Origin of the sequence: Cupriavidus sp. Met-2 (assembly GCF_049843575.1) — a bacterium.
Lineage (GTDB): Bacteria > Pseudomonadota > Gammaproteobacteria > Burkholderiales > Burkholderiaceae > Cupriavidus > Cupriavidus metallidurans.
Map to the genome: position 1 here is coordinate 262,306 of NZ_JBBHZL010000001.1, position 19,525 is coordinate 281,830.

General features: G+C 62.4%; 20 protein-coding genes. 1 reads left to right on the forward strand and 19 read right to left on the reverse strand.

Annotated elements, in window-relative coordinates:
* Position 1 precedes the first annotated feature (1 nt).
* From trbG to WD006_RS01315, 11 genes are read right to left on the reverse strand one after another with little or no spacing between them, the layout of a single operon-like run.
* Positions 2-1,003 carry a P-type conjugative transfer protein TrbG gene (gene trbG, locus WD006_RS01265; RefSeq protein WP_060544823.1) on the reverse strand — a complete coding sequence of 334 codons (1,002 nt, stop codon included), beginning with the start codon at positions 1,001-1,003 and terminating at the stop codon, positions 2-4.
* Positions 1,000-1,704, reverse strand: coding sequence for a conjugal transfer protein TrbF (trbF, locus tag WD006_RS01270; protein ID WP_048256810.1), 705 nt, complete (start codon positions 1,702-1,704; stop codon positions 1,000-1,002). The genes trbG and trbF overlap by 4 nt, the downstream gene beginning before the upstream one ends.
* 30 nt (positions 1,705-1,734) lie before the next feature.
* Complete coding sequence (gene trbL, locus WD006_RS01275; protein ID WP_060544822.1) at positions 1,735-3,099, reverse strand: P-type conjugative transfer protein TrbL; 1,365 nt, start codon at positions 3,097-3,099, stop codon at positions 1,735-1,737.
* Entirely contained in the window at positions 3,096-3,422 is a 327-nt protein-coding gene (locus WD006_RS01280; RefSeq protein ID WP_060544821.1) for a hypothetical protein, read from the reverse strand. The genes trbL and WD006_RS01280 overlap by 4 nt, the downstream gene beginning before the upstream one ends.
* 12 nt (positions 3,423-3,434) lie before the next feature.
* Positions 3,435-4,172 (reverse strand): P-type conjugative transfer protein TrbJ, encoded by a 738-nt coding sequence (gene trbJ, locus WD006_RS01285; RefSeq protein ID WP_060544820.1) that lies wholly within the window; start codon positions 4,170-4,172, stop codon positions 3,435-3,437.
* Complete coding sequence (gene trbE / locus WD006_RS01290; RefSeq protein WP_060544819.1) at positions 4,169-6,619, reverse strand: conjugal transfer protein TrbE; 2,451 nt, start codon at positions 6,617-6,619, stop codon at positions 4,169-4,171. Before trbE ends, trbJ begins: the two co-directional genes overlap by 4 nt.
* 12 nt (positions 6,620-6,631) lie before the next feature.
* Positions 6,632-6,904 (reverse strand): VirB3 family type IV secretion system protein, encoded by a 273-nt coding sequence (locus WD006_RS01295; protein ID WP_004883097.1) that lies wholly within the window; start codon positions 6,902-6,904, stop codon positions 6,632-6,634.
* Entirely contained in the window at positions 6,901-7,284 is a 384-nt protein-coding gene (locus tag WD006_RS01300) for a TrbC/VirB2 family protein (protein ID WP_048257309.1), read from the reverse strand. The genes WD006_RS01295 and WD006_RS01300 overlap by 4 nt, the downstream gene beginning before the upstream one ends.
* Complete coding sequence (gene trbB / locus WD006_RS01305) at positions 7,281-8,348, reverse strand: P-type conjugative transfer ATPase TrbB (RefSeq protein WP_060544818.1); 1,068 nt, start codon at positions 8,346-8,348, stop codon at positions 7,281-7,283. Before trbB ends, WD006_RS01300 begins: the two co-directional genes overlap by 4 nt.
* Positions 8,345-8,809, reverse strand: a complete 465-nt coding sequence (locus WD006_RS01310) for a ribbon-helix-helix protein, CopG family (RefSeq protein WP_048257327.1) — start codon at positions 8,807-8,809, stop codon at positions 8,345-8,347. The genes trbB and WD006_RS01310 overlap by 4 nt, the downstream gene beginning before the upstream one ends.
* Complete coding sequence (locus WD006_RS01315) at positions 8,806-10,809, reverse strand: conjugal transfer protein TraG (RefSeq protein ID WP_060544817.1); 2,004 nt, start codon at positions 10,807-10,809, stop codon at positions 8,806-8,808. The genes WD006_RS01310 and WD006_RS01315 overlap by 4 nt, the downstream gene beginning before the upstream one ends.
* A gap of 87 nt (positions 10,810-10,896) precedes the next feature.
* Here WD006_RS01315 and WD006_RS01320 point away from each other — a divergent pair, with 87 nt between their 5' ends.
* Positions 10,897-11,076, forward strand: a complete 180-nt coding sequence (locus tag WD006_RS01320; protein WP_048257325.1) for a hypothetical protein — start codon at positions 10,897-10,899, stop codon at positions 11,074-11,076.
* Here the strand turns inward: WD006_RS01320 and WD006_RS01325 are convergent.
* From WD006_RS01325 to WD006_RS01360, 8 genes are all read right to left on the reverse strand, one after another.
* A complete protein-coding gene (locus tag WD006_RS01325) occupies positions 11,043-11,306 on the reverse strand; it encodes an EexN family lipoprotein (protein WP_060544816.1) in 264 nt (87 codons plus the stop codon). The genes WD006_RS01320 and WD006_RS01325 overlap by 34 nt on opposite strands.
* Entirely contained in the window at positions 11,303-12,247 is a 945-nt protein-coding gene (locus WD006_RS01330) for a LysR family transcriptional regulator (protein WP_048257324.1), read from the reverse strand. The genes WD006_RS01325 and WD006_RS01330 overlap by 4 nt, the downstream gene beginning before the upstream one ends.
* Positions 12,248-12,323: 76 nt before the next feature.
* A complete protein-coding gene (locus WD006_RS01335; RefSeq protein WP_060544815.1) occupies positions 12,324-12,788 on the reverse strand; it encodes a nuclear transport factor 2 family protein in 465 nt (154 codons plus the stop codon).
* 48 nt (positions 12,789-12,836) lie between these two features.
* Positions 12,837-13,607 carry an SDR family NAD(P)-dependent oxidoreductase gene (locus tag WD006_RS01340; protein WP_048257322.1) on the reverse strand — a complete coding sequence of 257 codons (771 nt, stop codon included), beginning with the start codon at positions 13,605-13,607 and terminating at the stop codon, positions 12,837-12,839.
* An 84-nt stretch (positions 13,608-13,691) separates the two neighbouring features.
* Complete coding sequence (locus WD006_RS01345; RefSeq protein WP_048257321.1) at positions 13,692-14,024, reverse strand: DMT family transporter; 333 nt, start codon at positions 14,022-14,024, stop codon at positions 13,692-13,694.
* Positions 14,021-14,893 (reverse strand): SDR family oxidoreductase, encoded by an 873-nt coding sequence (locus tag WD006_RS01350; protein WP_060544814.1) that lies wholly within the window; start codon positions 14,891-14,893, stop codon positions 14,021-14,023. The genes WD006_RS01345 and WD006_RS01350 overlap by 4 nt, the downstream gene beginning before the upstream one ends.
* Positions 14,894-14,982: 89 nt before the next feature.
* Entirely contained in the window at positions 14,983-16,380 is a 1,398-nt protein-coding gene (locus WD006_RS01355) for an efflux transporter outer membrane subunit (protein WP_048257319.1), read from the reverse strand.
* Positions 16,373-19,510, reverse strand: coding sequence for an efflux RND transporter permease subunit (locus tag WD006_RS01360; protein ID WP_060544813.1), 3,138 nt, complete (start codon positions 19,508-19,510; stop codon positions 16,373-16,375). Before WD006_RS01360 ends, WD006_RS01355 begins: the two co-directional genes overlap by 8 nt.
* Positions 19,511-19,525 lie beyond the last annotated feature (15 nt).

Genomic DNA, 19,525 nt, shown 5'->3' on the forward strand with positions numbered 1-19,525 from the left:
GTCAGTTCCTCCCACTCCTTGAGGCTACGCCATCGGTGCGCTCGATGCGTACCACGTCGCCGCCATCACCGCCCAAGCGCAGTTCTGCCGCGCCGAACAGCCGATCCACGATGTAGTACGGCGGGCGGAATCGGTAGTTCACCAGTTGCCCGTCACCCTTCGCGCCGATGACGAACAGCGGCGGCAGTTCGCCTTGGGCGATGCCGGGCGGGAACTGGATATAGACCTTTTCGCCGTCGTCGAAGGCGCGCAGCGGCTTCCACGGCGGATTGCTGCCGCTGACCGCGTAGCGGAAGCGGATCTTTTCCAGCGACAAGCCGGTATCGACTGGAGCGGCGGCGCTGGCCGCCTGCGACTGGCGCTGCAAGGCCAGCATCCGGTCTTTCGGGTACTCCCAGGAAACCGAAGCCATCCACGTCTTCTCGGTCGAGGTCAGTTCCAGCAGGTACGTCCGGCGGCTGGTGGTGATGACCAGATTGGTTTTCAGGGCCGAGCGGATCGGCTTGATCAGCACGTTCACGCGAAGGTCGGCGCCGCTACCGCTGGACGTGTCGCCGACGATCCAGCGCACCGTGTCGCCTGCGGCGACCGTCACCAGTTCTTCGCCCGGCTGGAGCGAAACCACGGTCACGCGCCCCGGCGCGGCATAGACCTGATACAGCGCGCCATCGGTGAAAGGCCACACCTGAATCGCGTTGACGTAGCCCTCGCGGGTCGGCGCGATGCGCGCCTCCGCATTGGCACGGGACACGCGCACCTTCTCGTCGGTCGGCTCCGGCGCGGCCGGGGACGTGTCCACTTCAGGCAACGGCTTCAACTGTGCCGGGAGTGCCAGAGGCTCGGGCACGGCGACCACTTCCACCGGCGCGAGCGGCTCTGGCAGCTCCTGCGCCTGCACTGGCTCATCGAGCGAGATGGACGGTGGCGGCTTACCCTGCGAGGCGCAGCCCGACAGGGCCGCCACTGTCAGCACGAAAGCGTAAAAGCGGAAAGACTGGCTCATGGTTTGGCTCCTTCGGAAGAATCCAGTTCGCGGCTCCACGACAGGCCATTGACATAGATACCTAGCGGGTTCTTGCGCAGGCGCTGTTCGGTGCGCGGGGTTTGCAGGACGGTGGAAAGCACGGCGTTCCACCGCTCGGTGCCAGCGGGTGCGCCGTTGATGAACCGCTGTTCCGTCCAGCGCACGTTGAAAGACGTGTCGCTGGCGCGGACAACGCTGGTGATCTGCACCGTCACCGACTCCTTGCCGATGCGGGCGAAGGGATCGTTCTTGCTGGCGTAGTCGTTGAGCACGGCCGCGCCCTTGTCGGTGGTGTAGTCATAGGCATCCAGCCAGTTCTGCCGCACTACGATGGGGTCGATGGACAGGGAGCGCACCAGCGTCACAAAGCGCGCCAGGTGGTGCGCAATCTGCGCATCAGCGGGCCGGTACGGCGTCGCCGCCTCGCCCACGGCGCGCACTTGCCCCGACTGATCGACCTCAATGACATAGGGCGTGACGATGGACTGCGCCGAGCGCCACAACAGGCCGCCAGCCATAAGCAGCGCGAGCGTGAGGCAGCCGAAGGCCATCAGCCGCCAGTTCTTCGCCTGCACGCGGGCCGAACCGATGCGGTCGTCCCACACCTGCGCGGCGGACTGGTAAGGGGTGGCAGGCTGCGGCGTGTCGGCATAGCGCACCTGCGGTCGCTTGAATCGCATAAGGGTTCTCCTTGGTGGTCAGGTATCGGGTCATTCATCGGGGCGCAGGCTCGGGCCTTGCCCCGAGCCGCCGCCGTCGCCCCCGCGCAGCGTGTGGGCGGCGGTGGTCGCGGCATGGGTGATTTGCTGGCGGCGGTGCATCCGCTTGGCCCAAGCGGGCTGCTCCTGCTTCGGTGCGCTGGCAGTGCTGTCCGCGCCTTCGTCTGCGGCGGCCTGGCCGGAGCCGGCAGCGCCGCCGTTCCAGCCAGAACGGAAGGAATCGGCCACCTTCTGTCCGGCAGCGGAGACACCCGATGCAGCGCGGCGGCCTGCTGCCTGTGCGCCGGTCTTGGCGACATTGCCGAAGCCAGCCGCCGCGCCCTTGGCCCCGCCACCCGCAGCGGCGGAACCGGCCTGGAATGCCGACTTGGCGCTGCTGGCCGCCGACGTGGCAGCGCGTGCGCCGCTGCCGGCCAGCTTGGCGGCGGCCGGGGCCATGCGTGCGCCCGCCATGACCGCACCGCCCACGCCCGTCGCGGCAGCACCGATGGCAACGCCCGTACCGACCGCGCCGACGGCAGCACCGGCAATCGCCCCGGCGCCGAGCTGCGGCGCACCGGACACAAGGCCGCTGGCGATCCCAGGGCCGAAGATGCCCAGCGCCAGCAGCGCGAGCGAGGCCAGCATCACGACCAGCGCATGGTCGATGGAAGGCTCGTCGGGATGCACCTGGAACTCTGCGAACAGACCCGAACCGATGCCGACGATGACGGCCAGCACTAGCACCTTGATGCCTGACGACACCACGTTGCCGAGCACCTTTTCCGCGAGGAACGAGGTTTTATTCCAGAGCGCAAAAGGGATCAGGACAAAGCCGGCAAGCGTGGTCAGCTTGAACTCGATCAAGGTGATGAAAAGCTGTACCGCCAGCACGAAGAAGCAGAGGATCACCACCAGCCAGGCGATGAACAGCACCACGATGGGGTCGAGGTTCACGAACACTTCGGGGAAGCCGGCCATGTCGCCGATCTGGTCGAGGATCGGCGCAGCCGCGTCGATGCCGGTCTTCGCCAGCCGGCCCGGCTGCAAGAAGTTCTCCATCGTGATGGCCGAGCCAGTGGCGGTGATGCCCAGACCGGCGAACGACCGGAAGACGATGCTGGCCAGCCAGTTGAAGTTGCCGATGATGTAGGCGAAGGCGCCGACGTAGAGCACCTTGCGCAGCAGCTTGGCGATGACGTCCTCGCCCTGGCCTGTCGCATGGCTCATGGCCCAATACAGCCCGGCGATGGTCATGTCGATGACGATCAGCGTGGCTGTCAGGAACGCCACTTCGCCTTGAAGTAGCCCGAAGCCGGAGTCGATGTAGCGCGAAAACGTATCGAGGAAGCGGTCGATGATGGTCACGTCGTTCATGGCGTGTCCTCCGTAGCGGCGAGCGGCGCCTCGCCTTGCTGCGCGTCGTCGTCGGGCGTGTCGAAGCTCGCCGGGATCGGCGGCAGTTCTGCCAGCGAGCCGTATTCGCCCGGCCCGGTGTGGCCGGCGAAGAAGCGCCGCCGGAAGGCTTCGGCGGCGGCCCGGCAGGCGTCTTCGCCTGCGGCTTGCCGGTCGGCCGCGCATTGGGCGCGCAGCGCCTTGAGCCGCACGGGATCGGCGGCCAAGGTCGCGGCCAGGTCTTCGGCCGGCTGCTGGCCGCAAGCGGTCAGCAGCACGGCCAGTAGGACAGGAACGCATCGCATGGCCGCCCCCTGTCAGTTGTTGTAGAAATTGACGGACTGCGGCGTGTACGGCGTACCGGTGCCGAGGAAGCGCCGCCGCACTTCGCGGGCGCGTTCGGTCGCCGCTGCCTGCCGCGCCAGTTCCAGCGAGGCCGCCCGGTCTTGCGTGATCTGGAGCTGCTGGGCCTGGATCGACTGCTTGGCCTGCAAGGCGAGAAGCTGGTTGGTCGCCTGCGCGGCCTGCAACGCGCCGGTCGCGGACTGGCTCTGGCTGACCAGATCGGCCAGCGCGCTTTCGTCTTGCGCCAGGTTCTGCGACACCTGCGCCTGCATCCGCATCGCGGTGTGCAGGCCGTCAAGCGTGTTCTTCCACCGCTCGCGGGCATCACGCAGCATCTGGTCGCCGCTGACGGTGGCCGCGTACTGCTCCGGGTACAGCCGGGCAAATTCCCGATCCATGTTCTGCACGTCGTAGGCCAGTCCCTGCGCCTCGGCAATCAGGCGTTCGGTGGTGGCGAGCGTCGAGCGCAGCCGGTTGACGATGTTGAAGTCGAGATTCGCCAGATTGCGCGCCTGGTTCATCAGCATCTGCGCTTCGTTCTGGAGCTGGTTGATCTGGTTGTTGATCTGCTCCAGCGTGCGGATGGCAGTCAGCGTGTTCTGCACCAAGTTGACGGGATCAACGAAGGTGAGTGCCGCCGCCGGCTGGGCGAGCATCAGCGAGCCGGCCAGCGCGGCGGCGAGCGAAACGGAAAGCACACGGGTCTTCATGGCAGGTTCTCCTGTCGTGGTTGGGAAAGAAAAGAAGCCGCCGCAGGTGAGGACGGCAGCAGGTCGGCGGCCCAATCGAGGCCGCGATGGCGCAACCACGCGACGGCGAAGCCGGGAGCGCCGGCCTGCGTGAGCACGCGGTCTATGTCGCGTTGGTCTTGCGGTGTGGATGCGCCCGCGAAGGCGAGCGCGGCTGGCCCCAGGTCGAGGTCGAACAGGCGATTGCCTAGGCGCGATTGGTAGTAGTAGTCGCGCTTGGGCTGCGCGGTGGCGACGATCTCGATTTGCCGGCTGTTGAGGCCGAAGCCCTCGTAGATTGTGCGAATCTGCGGTTCGGTCGCCTGCGGGTTAGGGAGAAAGATCCTGCTCGCGCAGCTTTCGATGATCGCGGGCGCGATGGTCGAATCCTTGATGTCCGCAAGGCTCTGCGTGGCGAAGATCACCGACACGTTTTTCTTGCGCAGCGTCTTGAGCCATTGCCGGATGCGCGCCGCGAAGGACGGTTCATCGAGGAACAACCACGCTTCATCGAGGATCAGCAGCGTGGGCGCACCGTCGAAACGCGCATCGAAGCGGGCGAACAGGTAGCGCAGCACCGCTTGCACGGCGGCGGGGCTGTGCATGAGTTCTTCCATCTCGAAGCCTTGCACGTCGCCGCTGCCAAGCCGGTCGCGGTCGGCATCCAGCAGCTTGCCGTGTGCGCCGCCCAGCACATACGGCGACAACGCTTGCCGCAGCGCATTCGATTGCAGCAGCACCGAAAGCCCGGTCATCGTGCGCTGTTCCATTGGCGCACCGGCAAGACTTCCCAGCGCCGACCAGATAGCGGCTTTCTCGTCGGGGCCGACGGTCACGCCTTCATGCACTAAGCGGCCTTCGATCCATTCGGCCGCCCAGGTGCGGTAGCCTTCGCTGTCGATGCGCGCGAGTGGCTGGAAGGCAATGCCGCCGTCCGCGCCCAGATCGTAGTGTTCGCCCCCCAGGCCCAGCACCGTCGCTCGCATGGATCGCCCCATGTCGAAGGCGAAAATGCGCGAACCGCCATAGCGGCGGAACTGCAAGGCCAGCATCGCCAGCAGAACAGACTTGCCCATGCCGGTCGGGCCGGCGACCAGCGTGTGCCCCACGTCGCCGATGTGCGTCACCAGCCGGAACGGCGTCGCGCCATCGGTACGCGTGACGATAAGCGGCGGGCCGTCGAGGTGGGCATTTTTCTCCGGCCCGGCCCACACGGCGGACACCGGCATCATGTGCGCCAAGTTCAGCGTCGAGACGATGGGCTGGCGCACATTGGCATAGGCGTTGCCCGGTATGGACGACAGCCACGCATCGACTGCGTTGAGCGTTTCGGGGATGGTGACGAAGCCCCGGCCCTGAATCACGCGCTCCACCATGCGCAGCTTCTCGTCGGCCACGGCCGGGTCGGTATCGAGCACCGTCACCGTGGCGGTGAGATAGCCGAACGCGACTTGATCGCTTCCCAGCTCTTGCAAGGCCGCGTCCGCGTCGGCTGCCTTGTTGCTGGCATCCGTGTCCACCAGCGGCGATTCCTGCTGGAAGATGGTTTCGCGCAGCAGTGCGATGACGTTCTTGCGCTTGGCAAACCACTGCCGGCGCAGGCGGCCCAGCTCCTTTTCCGCCTCGGCTTTGTCGAGGCAGAGAAAGCGCGTACTCCAGCGATAGGCAAAGCCGAGGCGGTTGAGGTCGTCCAGCAGGCCAGGCCAGGTCGAAGTCGGGAAGCCCCGCACCGACGCCACGCGCAGGTGCTGATCACCCAGCATGGGCGCGAGGCCGCCGACCAGGGCGGAATCGGCCAGCAGCGCGTCGAGGTGGAAAGGCACCTCAGGCAACGCCAGCCGGTAGCGCCGTGTCGAAACCGTGGCGTGCAGGTAGGTCAGCGTCTGCGCGTCATCGAGCCAGGCGATTTCCGGCATCACGCCATCGAGCAGGTCGAACACGCGATCGGTTTCCGCCACGAAGGCATCGAGCCGACCGCGCCAGTCCACGCCATCGCCCGGCGCGTGCTCGTAGAGCAGCTTGGCCGCACGGGCGCGGGATTCTTCCGGCGGCAGGTAGGCCAGCGTCAGGTGATAGGCGCTCTCGAAGTGATTGCCCGATTCCTCGAAGGCGGCGCGGCGTTCCTCATCGACCAGCCACGACAGCGGTTCGGGGAAATCGGAATGCGGATAGTCCGCCGCCGACTGGCGCTCGGCTTCCACGAACAGCGCCCAGCCCGAACCCAGCCGGCGCAGAGCGTTGTTCAGCCGCGCCGTGGTGGCGATCAGTTCGCCCTGCGTTGCGCTGTCCAGATCCGGCCCACGAAAGCGCGCCGTGCGCTGAAAGCTGCCGTCCTTGTTCAAGACGACACCCGGCGCGATCAGCCCCGCCCATGGCAGCCAATCGGCCAGCAAGGCGGGCCGCTGACGGTACTCTGCAAGGTTCAGCATGGCGGCGTCCCCCTACACGTCCAGCAGCGGCTTGTGCTTGATGTGCCGGGCGAAGACCTGCATGAACTGCGGATCGACCCGTGCGCCCCACACCGCCAGCGAATGACCGACGATCCAGAGCACGACACCGGGAATCCAGAGTTGCAGGCCCAGGCCGACGGCGGCGGCCAGCGTGCCGTTGGCGATCGCCACGGTGCGCGGTGCGCCGCCCATCAAAAGCGGTTCGGTCAGCGAGCGATGCAGCGGCACCTCGAAGCCGGCCGCGAAGCTGTCCGGCCCGCTCATACGACGGCCCCGCCGGAGAAGCTGAAGAACGACAGGAAGAAGCTCGAAGCCGCGAACGCGATGGACAGGCCGAACACGATCTGGATCAGCTTGCGGAATCCGCCCGATGTGTCGCCGAAGGCCAGCGCGAGGCCGGTGGCGATGATGATGATGACCGCGACGATGCGTGCCACCGGCCCCTGAATCGACTCCAGAATGGATTGCAGAGGGCCTTCCCATGGCATCGAGGAACCGGATGCCTTCGCCGTGCCCGCCGTCATTAGCATGACGGCGGCCAGCAGCAGGCCGTGGTGCGCGGGGCCGACCAGCCGCCGCAGGCGTGCGATGGTCGAAGCCGGATTTACGGAAATACGGGAAGCAGGAATGTGCATCTGCGTCATGGCAGTTCTCCAGGTTGGTCAGGGGACAAGGAAGGCGCAGCGGCATCGGCTGCGAGAGGAACCGGCGTCAGCTCGGGAAACGGCGTTTCCAGCGCGTCCGCCAGGCGGTAGCCCACACCGTCGAAGCCGACGACGCGGGCGATGCTTTCCACGCGGCGCTTGCGGCCGCGTCCGGCGATGTGGATCACGACGTTGACCGCCTCGGCGATCAGCGCACGCGGCGGGTTCACCGCCACTTCGAGAATCAACTGTTCCAGGCGCAGCAATGCGCCCAGCGCGGAACCGGCGTGGATGGTGGCGATGCCGCCGGGGTGGCCGGTGCCCCAGACCTTCACCAAGTCCAGAGCTTCGCCGCCGCGCACTTCGCCGACGATCACGCGGTCGGGGCGCAGGCGCATCGTGGCGCGCACCAGCTCGGTCATGGACACGACGCCCGCGCGGGTGCGCAGCGGCACATGGTCGCGGGCCGCGCATTGCAGCTCGATGGTGTCTTCGAGCACCAGCACGCGGTCGCCCGTGGCGGCGATTTCCGCAAGCAAGGCATTGGCGAGCGTGGTCTTGCCACTGCTCGTCGCCCCGGCGATCAGGATGTTCTGGCGCTCGCGCACGGCGCGGCGCAGGAACTCGGCCTGCGCGGTGGTCAGGATGCCATCGGCGACGTAGCGATCCAGCCCGATGATGCTCACGGCGCGCTTGCGCAGCGCGAAGGCTGGCCCAGGCGCAGCCGGCGGCAAGATGCCCTCGAACCGCTCGCCGGTTTCGGGCAGCTCGGCCGTCAGCAGCGGCCGCCCGCGATGCACCTCCGCGCCAACGTGCGCGGCTACCAGTCGGATGATGCGTTCGCCATCGTCTTCGGACAGTTCCACGCCCAGCGGCATGCGGCCCGAGGACAGCCGATCTACCCATAGGGTGCGATCGGGGTTGAGCATGATTTCCACCACGTCGGGATCGGCCAGCGCGCTGGCGATGACCGGCCCCATTGCCGTGCGCAGCATCTGGATGCGGCGATCCAGCGAAGCCGCGGTGGACGAGCGTTCGGGCGGGGTCTGCGGAAGGGCGCTCATGAGGCACGCTCCTGCGCTTCGGCCAGCGCCGCCGCGTCATCCATTCGCACCGGGTCGGGGTGCAGTTCGTCCACTACGTCCCGCACCAGGCTGCGGCCGCGCAGCAGGTGGCGGCCCAACTGTTCAACGAATTGCTCGAAGCGTGCCCGGCCTTGGGCGCGCGCCGCGTCTTGATGGGCTTCGGGAACCGGCGTGCTGACCGTCAGGAAGTAGCGGATGAACAGCGCCAGCGTTTCGATCTGGATGTTCTGGTCGCGCTCCAGGCGCTCGGCCTGGCGCGACAGGCGATCGAGCCGCTTGGCGATGGCCGCCTCGCGCTGGTCGCCTGCATCGGGCGACAGCCACGATGCGAGCGCCGCCGCGACGATGGACGATTTGGACACGCCTTTCTTGGCGGCTAGTTCTTCGAGGCGCTTGGCGTGCTCGGGCTGGATGAACAGGTTGAGGCGGTATTGGCTCATAGGTCGATTCCGTCGTTGGGGTCGAGGGAAGCCAGCCGGGCCGTGCGCTGCATGGCCGGGTCGAGCTGGCCGGGAAGCGGCAGCGGCAGGTCGTCGTCGTCATCGAGCAGCGCCAGGTCATTGCCGGCGGGCTGCGGTTCGGGGCTGTATTCGGCGACTTCGGATAGCTCTGGCTGGCGGCGTGGGCCGCCGTCATCGGCGGTGCCTGCGCCATCGCTGGGCATGCTCGCAGCCGGGGCCGCTGGTACTGCGGGAATCGCCAGGCCGCTCCAGTCGTTGGGCCGGGCCGGTGGCGCATCGGCGTACTGCCGCGCCGCAAGCGCAGGCGGCGGCAAAACGCGGTTCTTGAAATTCGCGTCGGCGTAGTAGCGCAGCTTCTTCGCCTTGATCGGCGCGACGCTGGACACCATCACCACGGCTTCGTCGGTCGGAAGCTGCATGACTTCGCCGGGCGTCAGCAGCGGCCGGGCCGTCTCCTGCCGCGACACCATCAGGTGCCCCAGCCACGGGGCCAATCTGTGCCCGGCATAGTTGCGCTGGGCGCGCAGTTCGGTGGCGGTGCCCAGCGTTTCCGAAACCCGTTTGGCCGTGCGTTCGTCGTTGGTCGAAAAAGTCACGCGGACGTGGCAGTTGTCCAGAATCGAATGGTTCTGGCCGTAGGCTTTGTCGATCTGGTTGAGCGACTGCGCGATGAGGAAGCTGCGGATGCCGTAGCCCGCCATGAAGGCCAGCGCCGTCTCGAAGAAGTCGAGTCGGCCCAGGGCCGGAAACTCGTCAAGCATCAGCAGCAGCTTGTGGCGACGCTCGATGCCGTCGCTGCCGTCGAGCGATTCGGTGAGCCGCCGGCCGATCTGGTTGAGGATCAGGCGAATGAGCGGCTTCGTCCGCGAAATGTCCGAGGGCGGCACTACGAGATACAGCGAGACGGGATGCTCGGATGCGATCAGGTCGGCGATGCGCCAGTCGCAGCGCGAGGTCACTTCTGCCACGGTCGGGTCGCGGTACAGGCCGAGGAACGACATGGCCGTGGACAGCACGCCCGAACGCTCGTTGTCCGACTTGTTCAGCACTTCGCGGGCGGCGGATGCGACGACAGGGTGCGGTGCATGGCCCAGGTGCTTCGTCGTCATCATCCGATGCAAAGTCAGCTCGAACGGGCTGGCCGGGTCGGACAGGAAGTTGGCAACGCCGCGCAGCGTCTTGTCCTCGCCCGCATAGAGCACATGCAGGATGGCCCCGACCAGCAGCGCGTGCGAAGTCTTCTCCCAGTGGTTGCGCTTCTCCAGCGCGCCTTCGGGGTCAACGAGAATGTCCGCAATGTTCTGTACGTCACGCACTTCATGTGCGCCGCGCCGAACCTCCAGCAGCGGGTTGTAGGCCGCTGACTTCGCATCGGTCGGGTTGAACAGCAGGCAATGGCTGAACCGGCTGCGCCAGCCTGCGGTGATCTGCCAGTTCTCGCCTTTTATGTCGTGGATGACCGCTGACGCGGGCCAGCTCAACAACGTGGGAACGACCAGCCCAACACCCTTGCCCGAGCGCGTGGGCGCGAAGGTCAGGACGTGTTCCGGGCCTTCATGTCGCAGGTACTCGTTGCGGTACTTGCCGAGGAAGATGCCGGCCGGCTGTGTCAGCCCGGCCTTGCGAATGTCGTCCGCTTCGGCCCAGCGCGCCGAACCGTAGGTGGTGACGAGGCGTGATTGCCGCGAGCGCCACACCGACATGGCAATGGCGACGACCACGGCCACGAGGCCGCTGCCGCCCGCGATGGCCCCGCCTATATCGAAGACATGCGGTGCATAGGCATCGAAGAAGAACCACCACTCGAACAGCCGCCAAGGGTGATAGACCGGCGTTCCGAAGAAATCAAACCACGGCGAGCCAAGGCGTAGTTGATAACCCAGGGCGGCGGCTGTCCATTGCGTTGCACTCCATACGCCGGCGATCACGATGCCGAAGACGGCGGCGATCTGCCCAAACAGCACGCCCTGAGCTTGCATTGACTGGCCTCCGATATTCCTGCGCTTTTCCTCGTCCAAGAACGGCACAAGGACGTGCCGCATAGAGCGAGGATCAGTGCCGGGTCAGTGCCGGTCAAAGACTGTTATCGGAAACAAGATGATGCAAAAAGCATCGTTTCAGGTTGTGGCAAAATCAATAAAAATGCCGCAGGCGTGGGCGCGCTGCGGCGTGTTGACTCCGAAGGGAAAAGCTTTTTGAAAAAGGTCGGCGATCAGAACTTCGGAGGTGTTTCAGGCGGCGTGTAGGGTGTCTTTCCGTCGCCATAGAATCTCTTTCGCGTGGCCTCGGCCACCCGGTTGCATAACACGTCGCCAAGCGTCGCACGGTCGGTCTTGCATTTCTGGCGCAATTCCTTCAAGCGTGTCGGATCGGCGGCCAGTTCTTCCACAGTTGGCAAGTTGGGCGGCTTCGGCGCCTCCGACGGGCCGCAGCCCGTTAGCACCGCGATCAGAAGCAGGGGTGTCATTCGCCTCATAGCTCGATTTCCTCCAGGGGATCAGGTTCACGAGGTAGCGCGGGCCTCGTGCCTTCCGGCAAGTCGATGGCCTGCACCCTTTCGATGAATCGGGCCAGCACTTCTGAAACCTCGCACTCGCGCCGCAGTAAATACGTCGTCAGCAGGGGCGAGCGTCCAGCCAAGGGCCGGGCTACCACTCCAAGCTCCCGGCTTGCTGCAATGTGCGGCGCGCCGGCCAGGCCCAAAGCGAACCCTGCCGATACCACTACCATCATGAGTTCGAAAGAGGCGACGCGCTCTGCGATCAGGGGTTCACGGTCAGAACGCCGCAGCACCCGTTCGACTTGGCGGGCGTGTCCCTCGCACGCCTGCGGGTCGCATAACACCAGCGGGAATTGAAGCAGATCATGCAGCGGAATGCGCTTGAACTTGAGCAGATGGTGGCGCGCAGGTACGGCCACCATCAGCGGGTCATTCCACACCGCTTCGGCTGTGATACCGTCGCTTACCTCATCAGATTGTGCAAAACCCACGTCGTAAAGGTCATCTTGCAGCCCCTTTAGTTGCTGAGACAAAGGCACTTGGAACAGGCGAATATCGACCTCGGGTTCCTCCTGTCGGCAGAGCGCAAGTAAGGCTGGCAGGCGCGAAGGAGTGATGCCATCGGACAGCGCAATGCGCAACTGACCGTGAAAGCCATTAGCCGCGGCCTTCACGCTGTCGCGGGCCTGCTGCAAGGCGGCGAACACACGCGGCACGTGCTCAAGGAACAGCTTGCCGGCGCGCGTCAGACGCGTGCTGCGACTGGTACGAACGAACAACTGTTCGCCTAGGTCTTCTTCCAGCTCCTTGATGGCGCGCGACAAAGGCGACTGTTCTATGTGCAGTCGCTCAGCCGCTCGCGCGAAGTGTAGTTCTTCAGCGACGGCCAAGAAACAGCGAAGATGGCGAAGCTCCATCTACTGCCTCCTTCGGCTACGTGCAGTGGTCAGCACGGTGAATTCGTGCTGACCAATCTGCGGATATGCAACCATTTCAGAACATGGTATTGGTATTGGCAGCATTCTCGGGAACCACCTGCATCACATCCCAATGCTCAATGATCTTTCCGTCTTTCACCCGGAAGATATCGACGAGGGCCTGTCCTCGATCCGAGGTATTGACTTTGAAATGCACATGCAGGAAAACCAAATCTCCATCTGTACCGCTGCGAATGATTTGAGCCTTCGCGTCAGGATTACCCTGGAAGAAACCATTGAAAAAATCGACAAATGCCTTTTTCCCGTCTGGCAGAAGAGGGTTATGAGGGAGATAGTTTTCGGCAACGGATTCCGCAGCTTTGACCGTGTCATGCTGATTGAAGAACTGGTTGTAAAAGTCGACAACGAGCTTGCGGTTCGACTCTTCCATGGCAAGGTCACGCGTTTGTGCGGATACATTGCCGAGCATCGCTGCCGAAATAGCAAATACCATAATCAAAGAATGAAATATTTTTGGCATGGTCGTTCCAAGTTGGAGTAATTAATGGGATATAGGCCGAATGGCTTGCTATTCGCGCAGAGTCCAGCCGCCGTTGACAGACCAGACCTGCCCGCTGACATAGGCTGAATCTTCAGAGAGCAAGAATGTTGCAACGGCGGCCAAATCTTCAGGTTCGCCAAGACGCGGCGTTCGGAGCGAGAATTCCGCAGCCTTCTTCAGCTCGCTGATATCGTGGCGTTGCAGCGCCTCCGTTAGAACGATACCGGGAGCAACGGCGTTGCAACGAATACCCTCTCGCCCCCATCGTGACGAGATATGGCGGGTCAGCGCACTCACGCCCGCTTTGGATGCCGCATAGGCAGGCCGCATCGGTTCGCCGCCGAGAGCAGCGCCGGAGCTGGTGTTAACTATCGCTCCACCGCCTCTCTCCAGGAGATAGGGAATAACTTCACGACAGCTGAGGGCATAGCCAAAAAGGTTTACCTCCATCGTCCTTCGCCATACGGCTACGTCCATTGACAGAATGTCGAGATCACGGCTCATAGTTTCTTGGGATAGATCGGCTCCAACATTAAATATCCCATCGACACCACCCAGTAATGAAACCGATTTTTTTATCAGATCACGAATGGATGATTCATCTGCGAAGTCGAACTCAACCGCAAAAGTACTGCCACCGGCTTCATTCATGCGTTCGGCGGTCGCGCGTGCGCTTGACGCATTGATATCCCCGATGGCTACATGCGCTCCTTCGGAGACAAGGCGCTCTACCGTTGCCGCACCAATTCCCGTAGCACCTCCAGCGATGATGAACCGCTTACCGTCAAGACCTTTCATGATTCTCTCCTTTCTTCAGTGAAAACAGGAATTACTCAGCGCAGCTGCGTTGTGGCTTCTTGGATAGTTCGCCCGCGTTGGAAACTAGTGATGCGCTGAAGCTGAGAACACGTTGATCGTCAGGACACCTGCAAGGATCAGTGCAATCCCGACCATCGCTGGCGCGTCCAACTTCTGACCGAAAGCCACGAGGCCGATCAGCGCCATGAATACGATGCCCACACCTGCCCAGATTGCGTATGCAATTCCGACGGGAATGGTGCGCAACGTCAGGGAAAGAAAGTAGAACGCGATCCCGTAGCCAAGTACCGAAAGGATTGCCGGCCATAGCTTCGTGAAGCCATCCGATGCCTTAAGCGCACTGGTCGCGCCAACTTCACCGAGAATGGCTATGACTAGGAATAGATAGCTCTTCATTCTTTACCCACCTCCGTCCTCAAAGCGTTTTCAACGACCGTGGCGAGCGATCTTGTGGAGCGGCCAATTAGCTGCGCCAGATCGTCGCTCTCGCTGTAACCGTCTCCATTAGCCGCGCCTGTGACTGCAAGTGCCAAAGTTTTCGATAGCCCGCTCGGTAAGCCGTAGTTTTCCAGCAGCGCCTGATAATCTTGCTGAGAGAGGTCGACATATTCGACTGGATGCCCTGACTGCCGGGATATTTCGGCTGCCACTTCAGAAAGTGTGAAGCTGGTGCTGCCTGCCAGTTCGTAAACCGGCTTCATCTGTCCCGCGGCTGTGAGAACGGTAGCGGCGGCCTCGGCATAGTCGCTACGGCTTGCGCCGGAGATTCGACCGTTCTGTGCGCAGCCATAGAGCTTGCCTTCCTGCACCGCGTAACCCGCATTCATCGTGCAGTTTTCGGTGTACCAGCCAAGCCGCAGAAAGACGTACGGAACGCCGGTTTCCCGAATCAGGCGTTCCGTCTCGCGGTCTTCGCTCACGTAGGGAACCTTTGAGCTGTCTGCGCGCAACATGCTCGTGTACGCCAAAAGCTTGACTGACCCGCTCGCAGCTACGGCTTCAATCACGTTTTGATGTTGTCGAACCCTGGTGCCGACCTCAGTGCCTGAGATGAGAAGCACCTTCTCGACACCTTGAAGAGCATCAGCCCAGTGCTCAGGCTTGTCGTAATCCGCAAGACGAACGACAACACCTCTTGCCGCCAGGTCTGCGACCTTCTCGGGATGCCGCACAGCGGCAACGATCTGCTGTGCGGGAACGAGTGCCATCAGGTGCTCAATAACCAACCTCGCCAACTGCCCAGATGCGCCTGTTACAAGAATCATGGAAATCTCCTTTGAAAATATGCGATATGCAGAAAATGAAACTACCTGGCTTTCTAGCGATTGCCGCTGATGTAGCGAGTTGGATGAAGCTATTGCTCCTCTCCGCCGAGCGCCTTATAGAGCGCAATCCGACTGTTTTGCAGCGCCGCCCAGGTATCAAGCACTGCTAACTGGTTGGAGAAATCCTGACGTTGTGCGTCGAGATAACGAAGGTGGCTATCCACACCACCGCGATAGCGGAGTTCTGCTAGGCGTAGGGTCTGTTCACTGCTGGAAGCAAGCCTCTCCTGTGAGGCCAACTGCTTCTGCAATGTGGATCGGGCCACGAGCGCGTCAGCCACTTCCGTGAATGCAGTCTGGATGGCCTTCTCGTATTCGACGATCGAGGATTCTTTACGAACCTGTGCCAAGCTCAGGTTTGCTCGATTCCTTCCACCAGCGAAGATGGGGAGATTGACTTGAGGCATGAACTGCCAAGCCCGAGTACCGGACGAGAACAGGTCGGATAGCTCTGGACTCGCGCTTCCAAACGATCCGGTGAGCGTGATGCGCGGGAAGAACGCGGCGCGGGCCGCGCCGATGTCCGCGTTACGCGCCTGGATGCGGTGCTCCGACGCCACAATGTCAGGACGTCGCGCCAAAAGCTCGGAAGGCATCCCGGCCTGAACGTCCTGAAATAGCACTTGGCTAGTGGATGAAGCCGCAATGTGCGCATTCAGCCCAACTTCTCCAACCAGCAGTTGCAGGGCATTTCGCGCTTGCTCGCTTTCCCTCTCGGTGCGCAGCAACTCCGTTGTGGCTTGTTCGACTAGGCCGATGGCTTCCTGCAAGTCAACTTCCCCAGCGGCCCCTACCTCTCGACGCAGGCGCACGAGTTCGAGCGACGTCTCCCGCGCTTTCACGGTTTGCCGCGTCAGCGTGATACGGGCTTGCGTTGTCGTATAGCGAACATAAGCCTCACTGACATTCGCCACCAAGCTGATGCGCACACCACGCGCCGCCTGTTCGGTGGCTAGATACTCTTGCAGCGCAGCTTCGGACAGATTCCTCGTACGACCGAACAGGTCAAGCTCGAAAGCGCTCAGGCCAACATCCGCGCGATAGGTGGACTGCACGCCGCCTTGTCTATTTGGGCTAACCGCGTCAGGAATCCTCTGGCGATCCAAGGCGCCATTTGCGCCTATCGTGGGTAGCCTTTCAGCTCTTTGGATACCGTATTGCGCCTGAGCCGCCTGGATATTGAGCAGTGCTTGCCGAAGGTCGCGGTTGTGAACCAGCGCGGCTTGCACAAGCGAACGAAGGTTCGCATCTTCAATAAACTCATCCCAGGCTGGCATCGCCATGCCAGCTCCATTCACGGCATCAGCCACGAATGGATAGTTGCTTGGCACCGGAGCGGGCGGCTGCTGGTAGGTGGGAGCAAGCGAGCACGCGCTCAATACGAATGCGGATGCAGTCAACAGCAGAACCAATTTTGCATTACGCATTTTCCTGAGCCTCCGTGGCAGCGTCCGAGCCGGTGCGTCGGCGTGACTTGATGACAGACAGCACCCAAACGAAGAAAACAGGCACAAACAACACACCGAGAATGGTCGCGCTCAGCATTCCCCCGATGACGCCGGTACCGATGGCGCGCTGACTTTCGGCGCCTGCGCCAGTGGCGATGGCGAGCGGCACCACACCAAGGATGAAAGCTAGCGAGGTCATCACAATGGGCCTGAAGCGAAGGCGTGCGGCTTCCATTGCCGACTCTACGAGTGGCTTGCCCTGTGCATGCAGATCCTTGGCGAACTCAATGATGAGGATGGCGTTCTTGGCCGCAAGACCGATGATGGTCACTAGACCGACCTTGAAATACACATCGTTCGGCATACCAACCAACGTGGCGGCGGCTACTGCGCCTAGCGCACCAATTGGCACGATCAGCAGCACCGACATGGGAATCTTCCAACTCTCATAGAGTGCCACTAGGATCAGGAACACCACCATCAAAGCTAGCGCCAACAACAGCGGAGCCTGAGAGCCTGCCGCTTTTTCCTGATAGGACAGACCCGTCCATTCGTAACCGATTCCCTTGGGCAATTCGGACACGATCCGCTCAATCTCCTTCATGCCCTCGCCACTGCTAAGGCCAGGCGCGACGTTGCCGGTGAACTTGATGCTCGGATAGCCGTTGTAGCGAACGATCTGCACCGGCCCAGTCTTCCAGCCGATTTCGCTGAATGCCTCAAGTGCCACCAACTTCCCGGAACGGTTAGGCACGTAGAGCTTGCCCAACGATTCGGGCGTCGCGCGACTTCCCGGCTCGGCTTGCACGATCACACGCTGCATGCGGCCAGAGTTCGGAAACTCATTCACTAGGGCGGAGCCAAACGCCGTGGACAACGAGCTGTTGATCGTATCGAACGACACACCTAGTGCCTCGGCCTTGTCACGGTCGATACGCAGATCCAACTGTGGCGCGTCCTTCAAGCCTTCAATCATGATGTAGGCAAACATGCCTGATTGATAAACTTTGCCCATCAGTTCGTCGCCTGCGGCGAAGAGCGCTTCGCGGCCCAGGCCCCCGCGGTCTTGCAAACGCAGCGCAAAACCTGCCGAGTTGCCCATGCCTGCAATTGACGGCGGAACGACAGCAAACAAAGTCCCGTCGCCAATGCCTTGGTAGGCGCCGTTGGCCTGGTTGACCTCGTTCATAGCCGATTCCTCGCTTGAACGATCGGCCCAATCCTTGAACATCGTGAATGCCAGGCCAGCGTTTTGCCCCATGCCCGAGAAACTGAAGCCCAGCACGGAAATCGTGTCTTTCACTGCAGGCCGTGACAGTTGGTACTGCTCCATTTGCTCGGCAGTGGCCTGCGTGCGCGGGAGGGTAGCGCCCGGGGCCAACTGAATGTCAGTGATCATGTAGCCTTGGTCTTCGGTCGGCAGGAAGGCGGACGGCAGCCGGATGTAGGCAAACACCAGTACGGCGACAATCGCCAAGTACATCAACATCACCCGGCCGGTTCTCTTCAGAAGTCGCGCTGTGGTTGACGAATAGCCATTGGTGATGCGCCCGAACATGCGGTTGAACCAACCGAAGAACCCTTTCTTCTCTTCGTGATGGCCTTTGGGAATAGGCTTGATCAGGGTCGCGCAAAGCGCGGGCGTCAGCGTGAGGGCCAGGAAGCCTGAGAATAGGATCGAGATTGCCAGCGAGACGGAGAACTGCCGGTAGATGACGCCGACAGAACCGCTCATGAAGGCCAGCGGCAGGAACACCGCAGACAGCACCAACGTGATGCCGACAATGGCGCCGCTGATCTGCTTCATGGCCTTGATCGTCGCCTCCTTCGGCGACAGACCTTCTTCGGACATGATGCGTTCGACGTTCTCCACGACCACGATGGCGTCGTCAACCAAGATGCCGATTGCCAGCACCATGCCGAACATCGTCATCATGTTCACCGAGAAGCCAAACGGCAACATCAGGGCGAGAGTACCCAGGAGCGACACCGGCACTACGATGGCGGGGATCAATGTGTAGCGCACGTTCTGCAAGAACAGCAGCATCACGAGGAAAACCAGAATGATCGCTTCAACCAGCGTTTGAAGAACTTTGTTGATGGCAACTTCAACGAAGCGCGAGGTGTCGTAAGGAACGCTGTATGAGATTTCCTCAGGAAACCCAGCTGACAATTCTTGCAACCGCGCCTTCACGCCTTCGGCGGTCTTCAGCGCATTCGCGCCTGGAGACAACTGAACGGCCATCGCAGCAGCAGGCCGCCCATTCAGCCGCGAAGAAAACCGATAGTCCTGGCTTCCAACTTCGATGCGTGCCACATCGCCAAGCCTTACAGTCGAGCCATCCGCGTTTGCACGAAGCACGATGCGAGAGAACTCATCCGGGGAAACCAGTTGCCCTTGAACCATGATGGTCGCTGCGATTTCCTGATCCTTCGGGCCTGGCTGGTCGCCAATGCTGCCACCCGGTACCTGAGCGTTCTGCGCCGCGATCGCGCGATCAACGTCTGCCACCGAGAGGCTGTACCCGACCAACTTGGCCGGATCAATCCAAATGCGCATCGCACGTTCGGCAGCGAACATCTGCACGCGGCCGACACCAGGCACCCTTCGGATTTCATTGTTGATGTTGCGCGCCGCATAGTCCGCCAAGCCGACCGGGTTCTTGTCGCCTTCCTTGTAGGTAAGGGCGTAGATCAACAGGAAGTTGGCGCTGGCTTGTGCGACCTGCAATCCCTGTTGCATGACGGCCTGCGGCAGACGTGACTCAACACGCTTGATGCGGTTCTGCACGTCCACTTGCGCCAGATCTGGGTCGGTTCCTGGCTGGAAGGTTACGTAGGTCTCGGAGATACCAGCACTGTTACTTTGAGACTCGTAATACAGCAGTCCCTTCGCGCCATTCAGCTCTTCCTCGATCAAGCTGGTCACGCTGTTCTTGACGACTTCCGCCGATGCGCCGGGATACGTTGCGTTGATGAGAATCTGTGGTGGTGCCACCGTCGGATACTGCGCAACGGGCAACGACGACAGCGCCAGCAACCCCGTTAATGCAATGAAAATTGCGATGACCCACGCAAAATTAGGTCGATGTATAAAGAAATTTGGCATTGAAATATCCGTCGG

Coding starts and splice junctions, on each gene's coding strand:
- trbG (WP_060544823.1), bottom strand. CDS start 1,003: ATGAGCCAGTCTTTCCGCTTTTACGCTTTCGTGCTGACAGTGGCGGCC.
- trbF (WP_048256810.1), bottom strand. CDS start 1,704: ATGCGATTCAAGCGACCGCAGGTGCGCTATGCCGACACGCCGCAGCCT.
- trbL (WP_060544822.1), bottom strand. CDS start 3,099: ATGAACGACGTGACCATCATCGACCGCTTCCTCGATACGTTTTCGCGC.
- WD006_RS01280 (WP_060544821.1), bottom strand. CDS start 3,422: ATGCGATGCGTTCCTGTCCTACTGGCCGTGCTGCTGACCGCTTGCGGC.
- trbJ (WP_060544820.1), bottom strand. CDS start 4,172: ATGAAGACCCGTGTGCTTTCCGTTTCGCTCGCCGCCGCGCTGGCCGGC.
- trbE (WP_060544819.1), bottom strand. CDS start 6,619: ATGCTGAACCTTGCAGAGTACCGTCAGCGGCCCGCCTTGCTGGCCGAT.
- WD006_RS01295 (WP_004883097.1), bottom strand. CDS start 6,904: ATGAGCGGGCCGGACAGCTTCGCGGCCGGCTTCGAGGTGCCGCTGCAT.
- WD006_RS01300 (WP_048257309.1), bottom strand. CDS start 7,284: ATGACGCAGATGCACATTCCTGCTTCCCGTATTTCCGTAAATCCGGCT.
- trbB (WP_060544818.1), bottom strand. CDS start 8,348: ATGAGCGCCCTTCCGCAGACCCCGCCCGAACGCTCGTCCACCGCGGCT.
- WD006_RS01310 (WP_048257327.1), bottom strand. CDS start 8,809: ATGAGCCAATACCGCCTCAACCTGTTCATCCAGCCCGAGCACGCCAAG.
- WD006_RS01315 (WP_060544817.1), bottom strand. CDS start 10,809: ATGCAAGCTCAGGGCGTGCTGTTTGGGCAGATCGCCGCCGTCTTCGGC.
- WD006_RS01325 (WP_060544816.1), bottom strand. CDS start 11,306: ATGAGGCGAATGACACCCCTGCTTCTGATCGCGGTGCTAACGGGCTGC.
- WD006_RS01330 (WP_048257324.1), bottom strand. CDS start 12,247: ATGGAGCTTCGCCATCTTCGCTGTTTCTTGGCCGTCGCTGAAGAACTA.
- WD006_RS01335 (WP_060544815.1), bottom strand. CDS start 12,788: ATGCCAAAAATATTTCATTCTTTGATTATGGTATTTGCTATTTCGGCA.
- WD006_RS01340 (WP_048257322.1), bottom strand. CDS start 13,607: ATGAAAGGTCTTGACGGTAAGCGGTTCATCATCGCTGGAGGTGCTACG.
- WD006_RS01345 (WP_048257321.1), bottom strand. CDS start 14,024: ATGAAGAGCTATCTATTCCTAGTCATAGCCATTCTCGGTGAAGTTGGC.
- WD006_RS01350 (WP_060544814.1), bottom strand. CDS start 14,893: ATGATTCTTGTAACAGGCGCATCTGGGCAGTTGGCGAGGTTGGTTATT.
- WD006_RS01355 (WP_048257319.1), bottom strand. CDS start 16,380: ATGCGTAATGCAAAATTGGTTCTGCTGTTGACTGCATCCGCATTCGTA.
- WD006_RS01360 (WP_060544813.1), bottom strand. CDS start 19,510: ATGCCAAATTTCTTTATACATCGACCTAATTTTGCGTGGGTCATCGCA.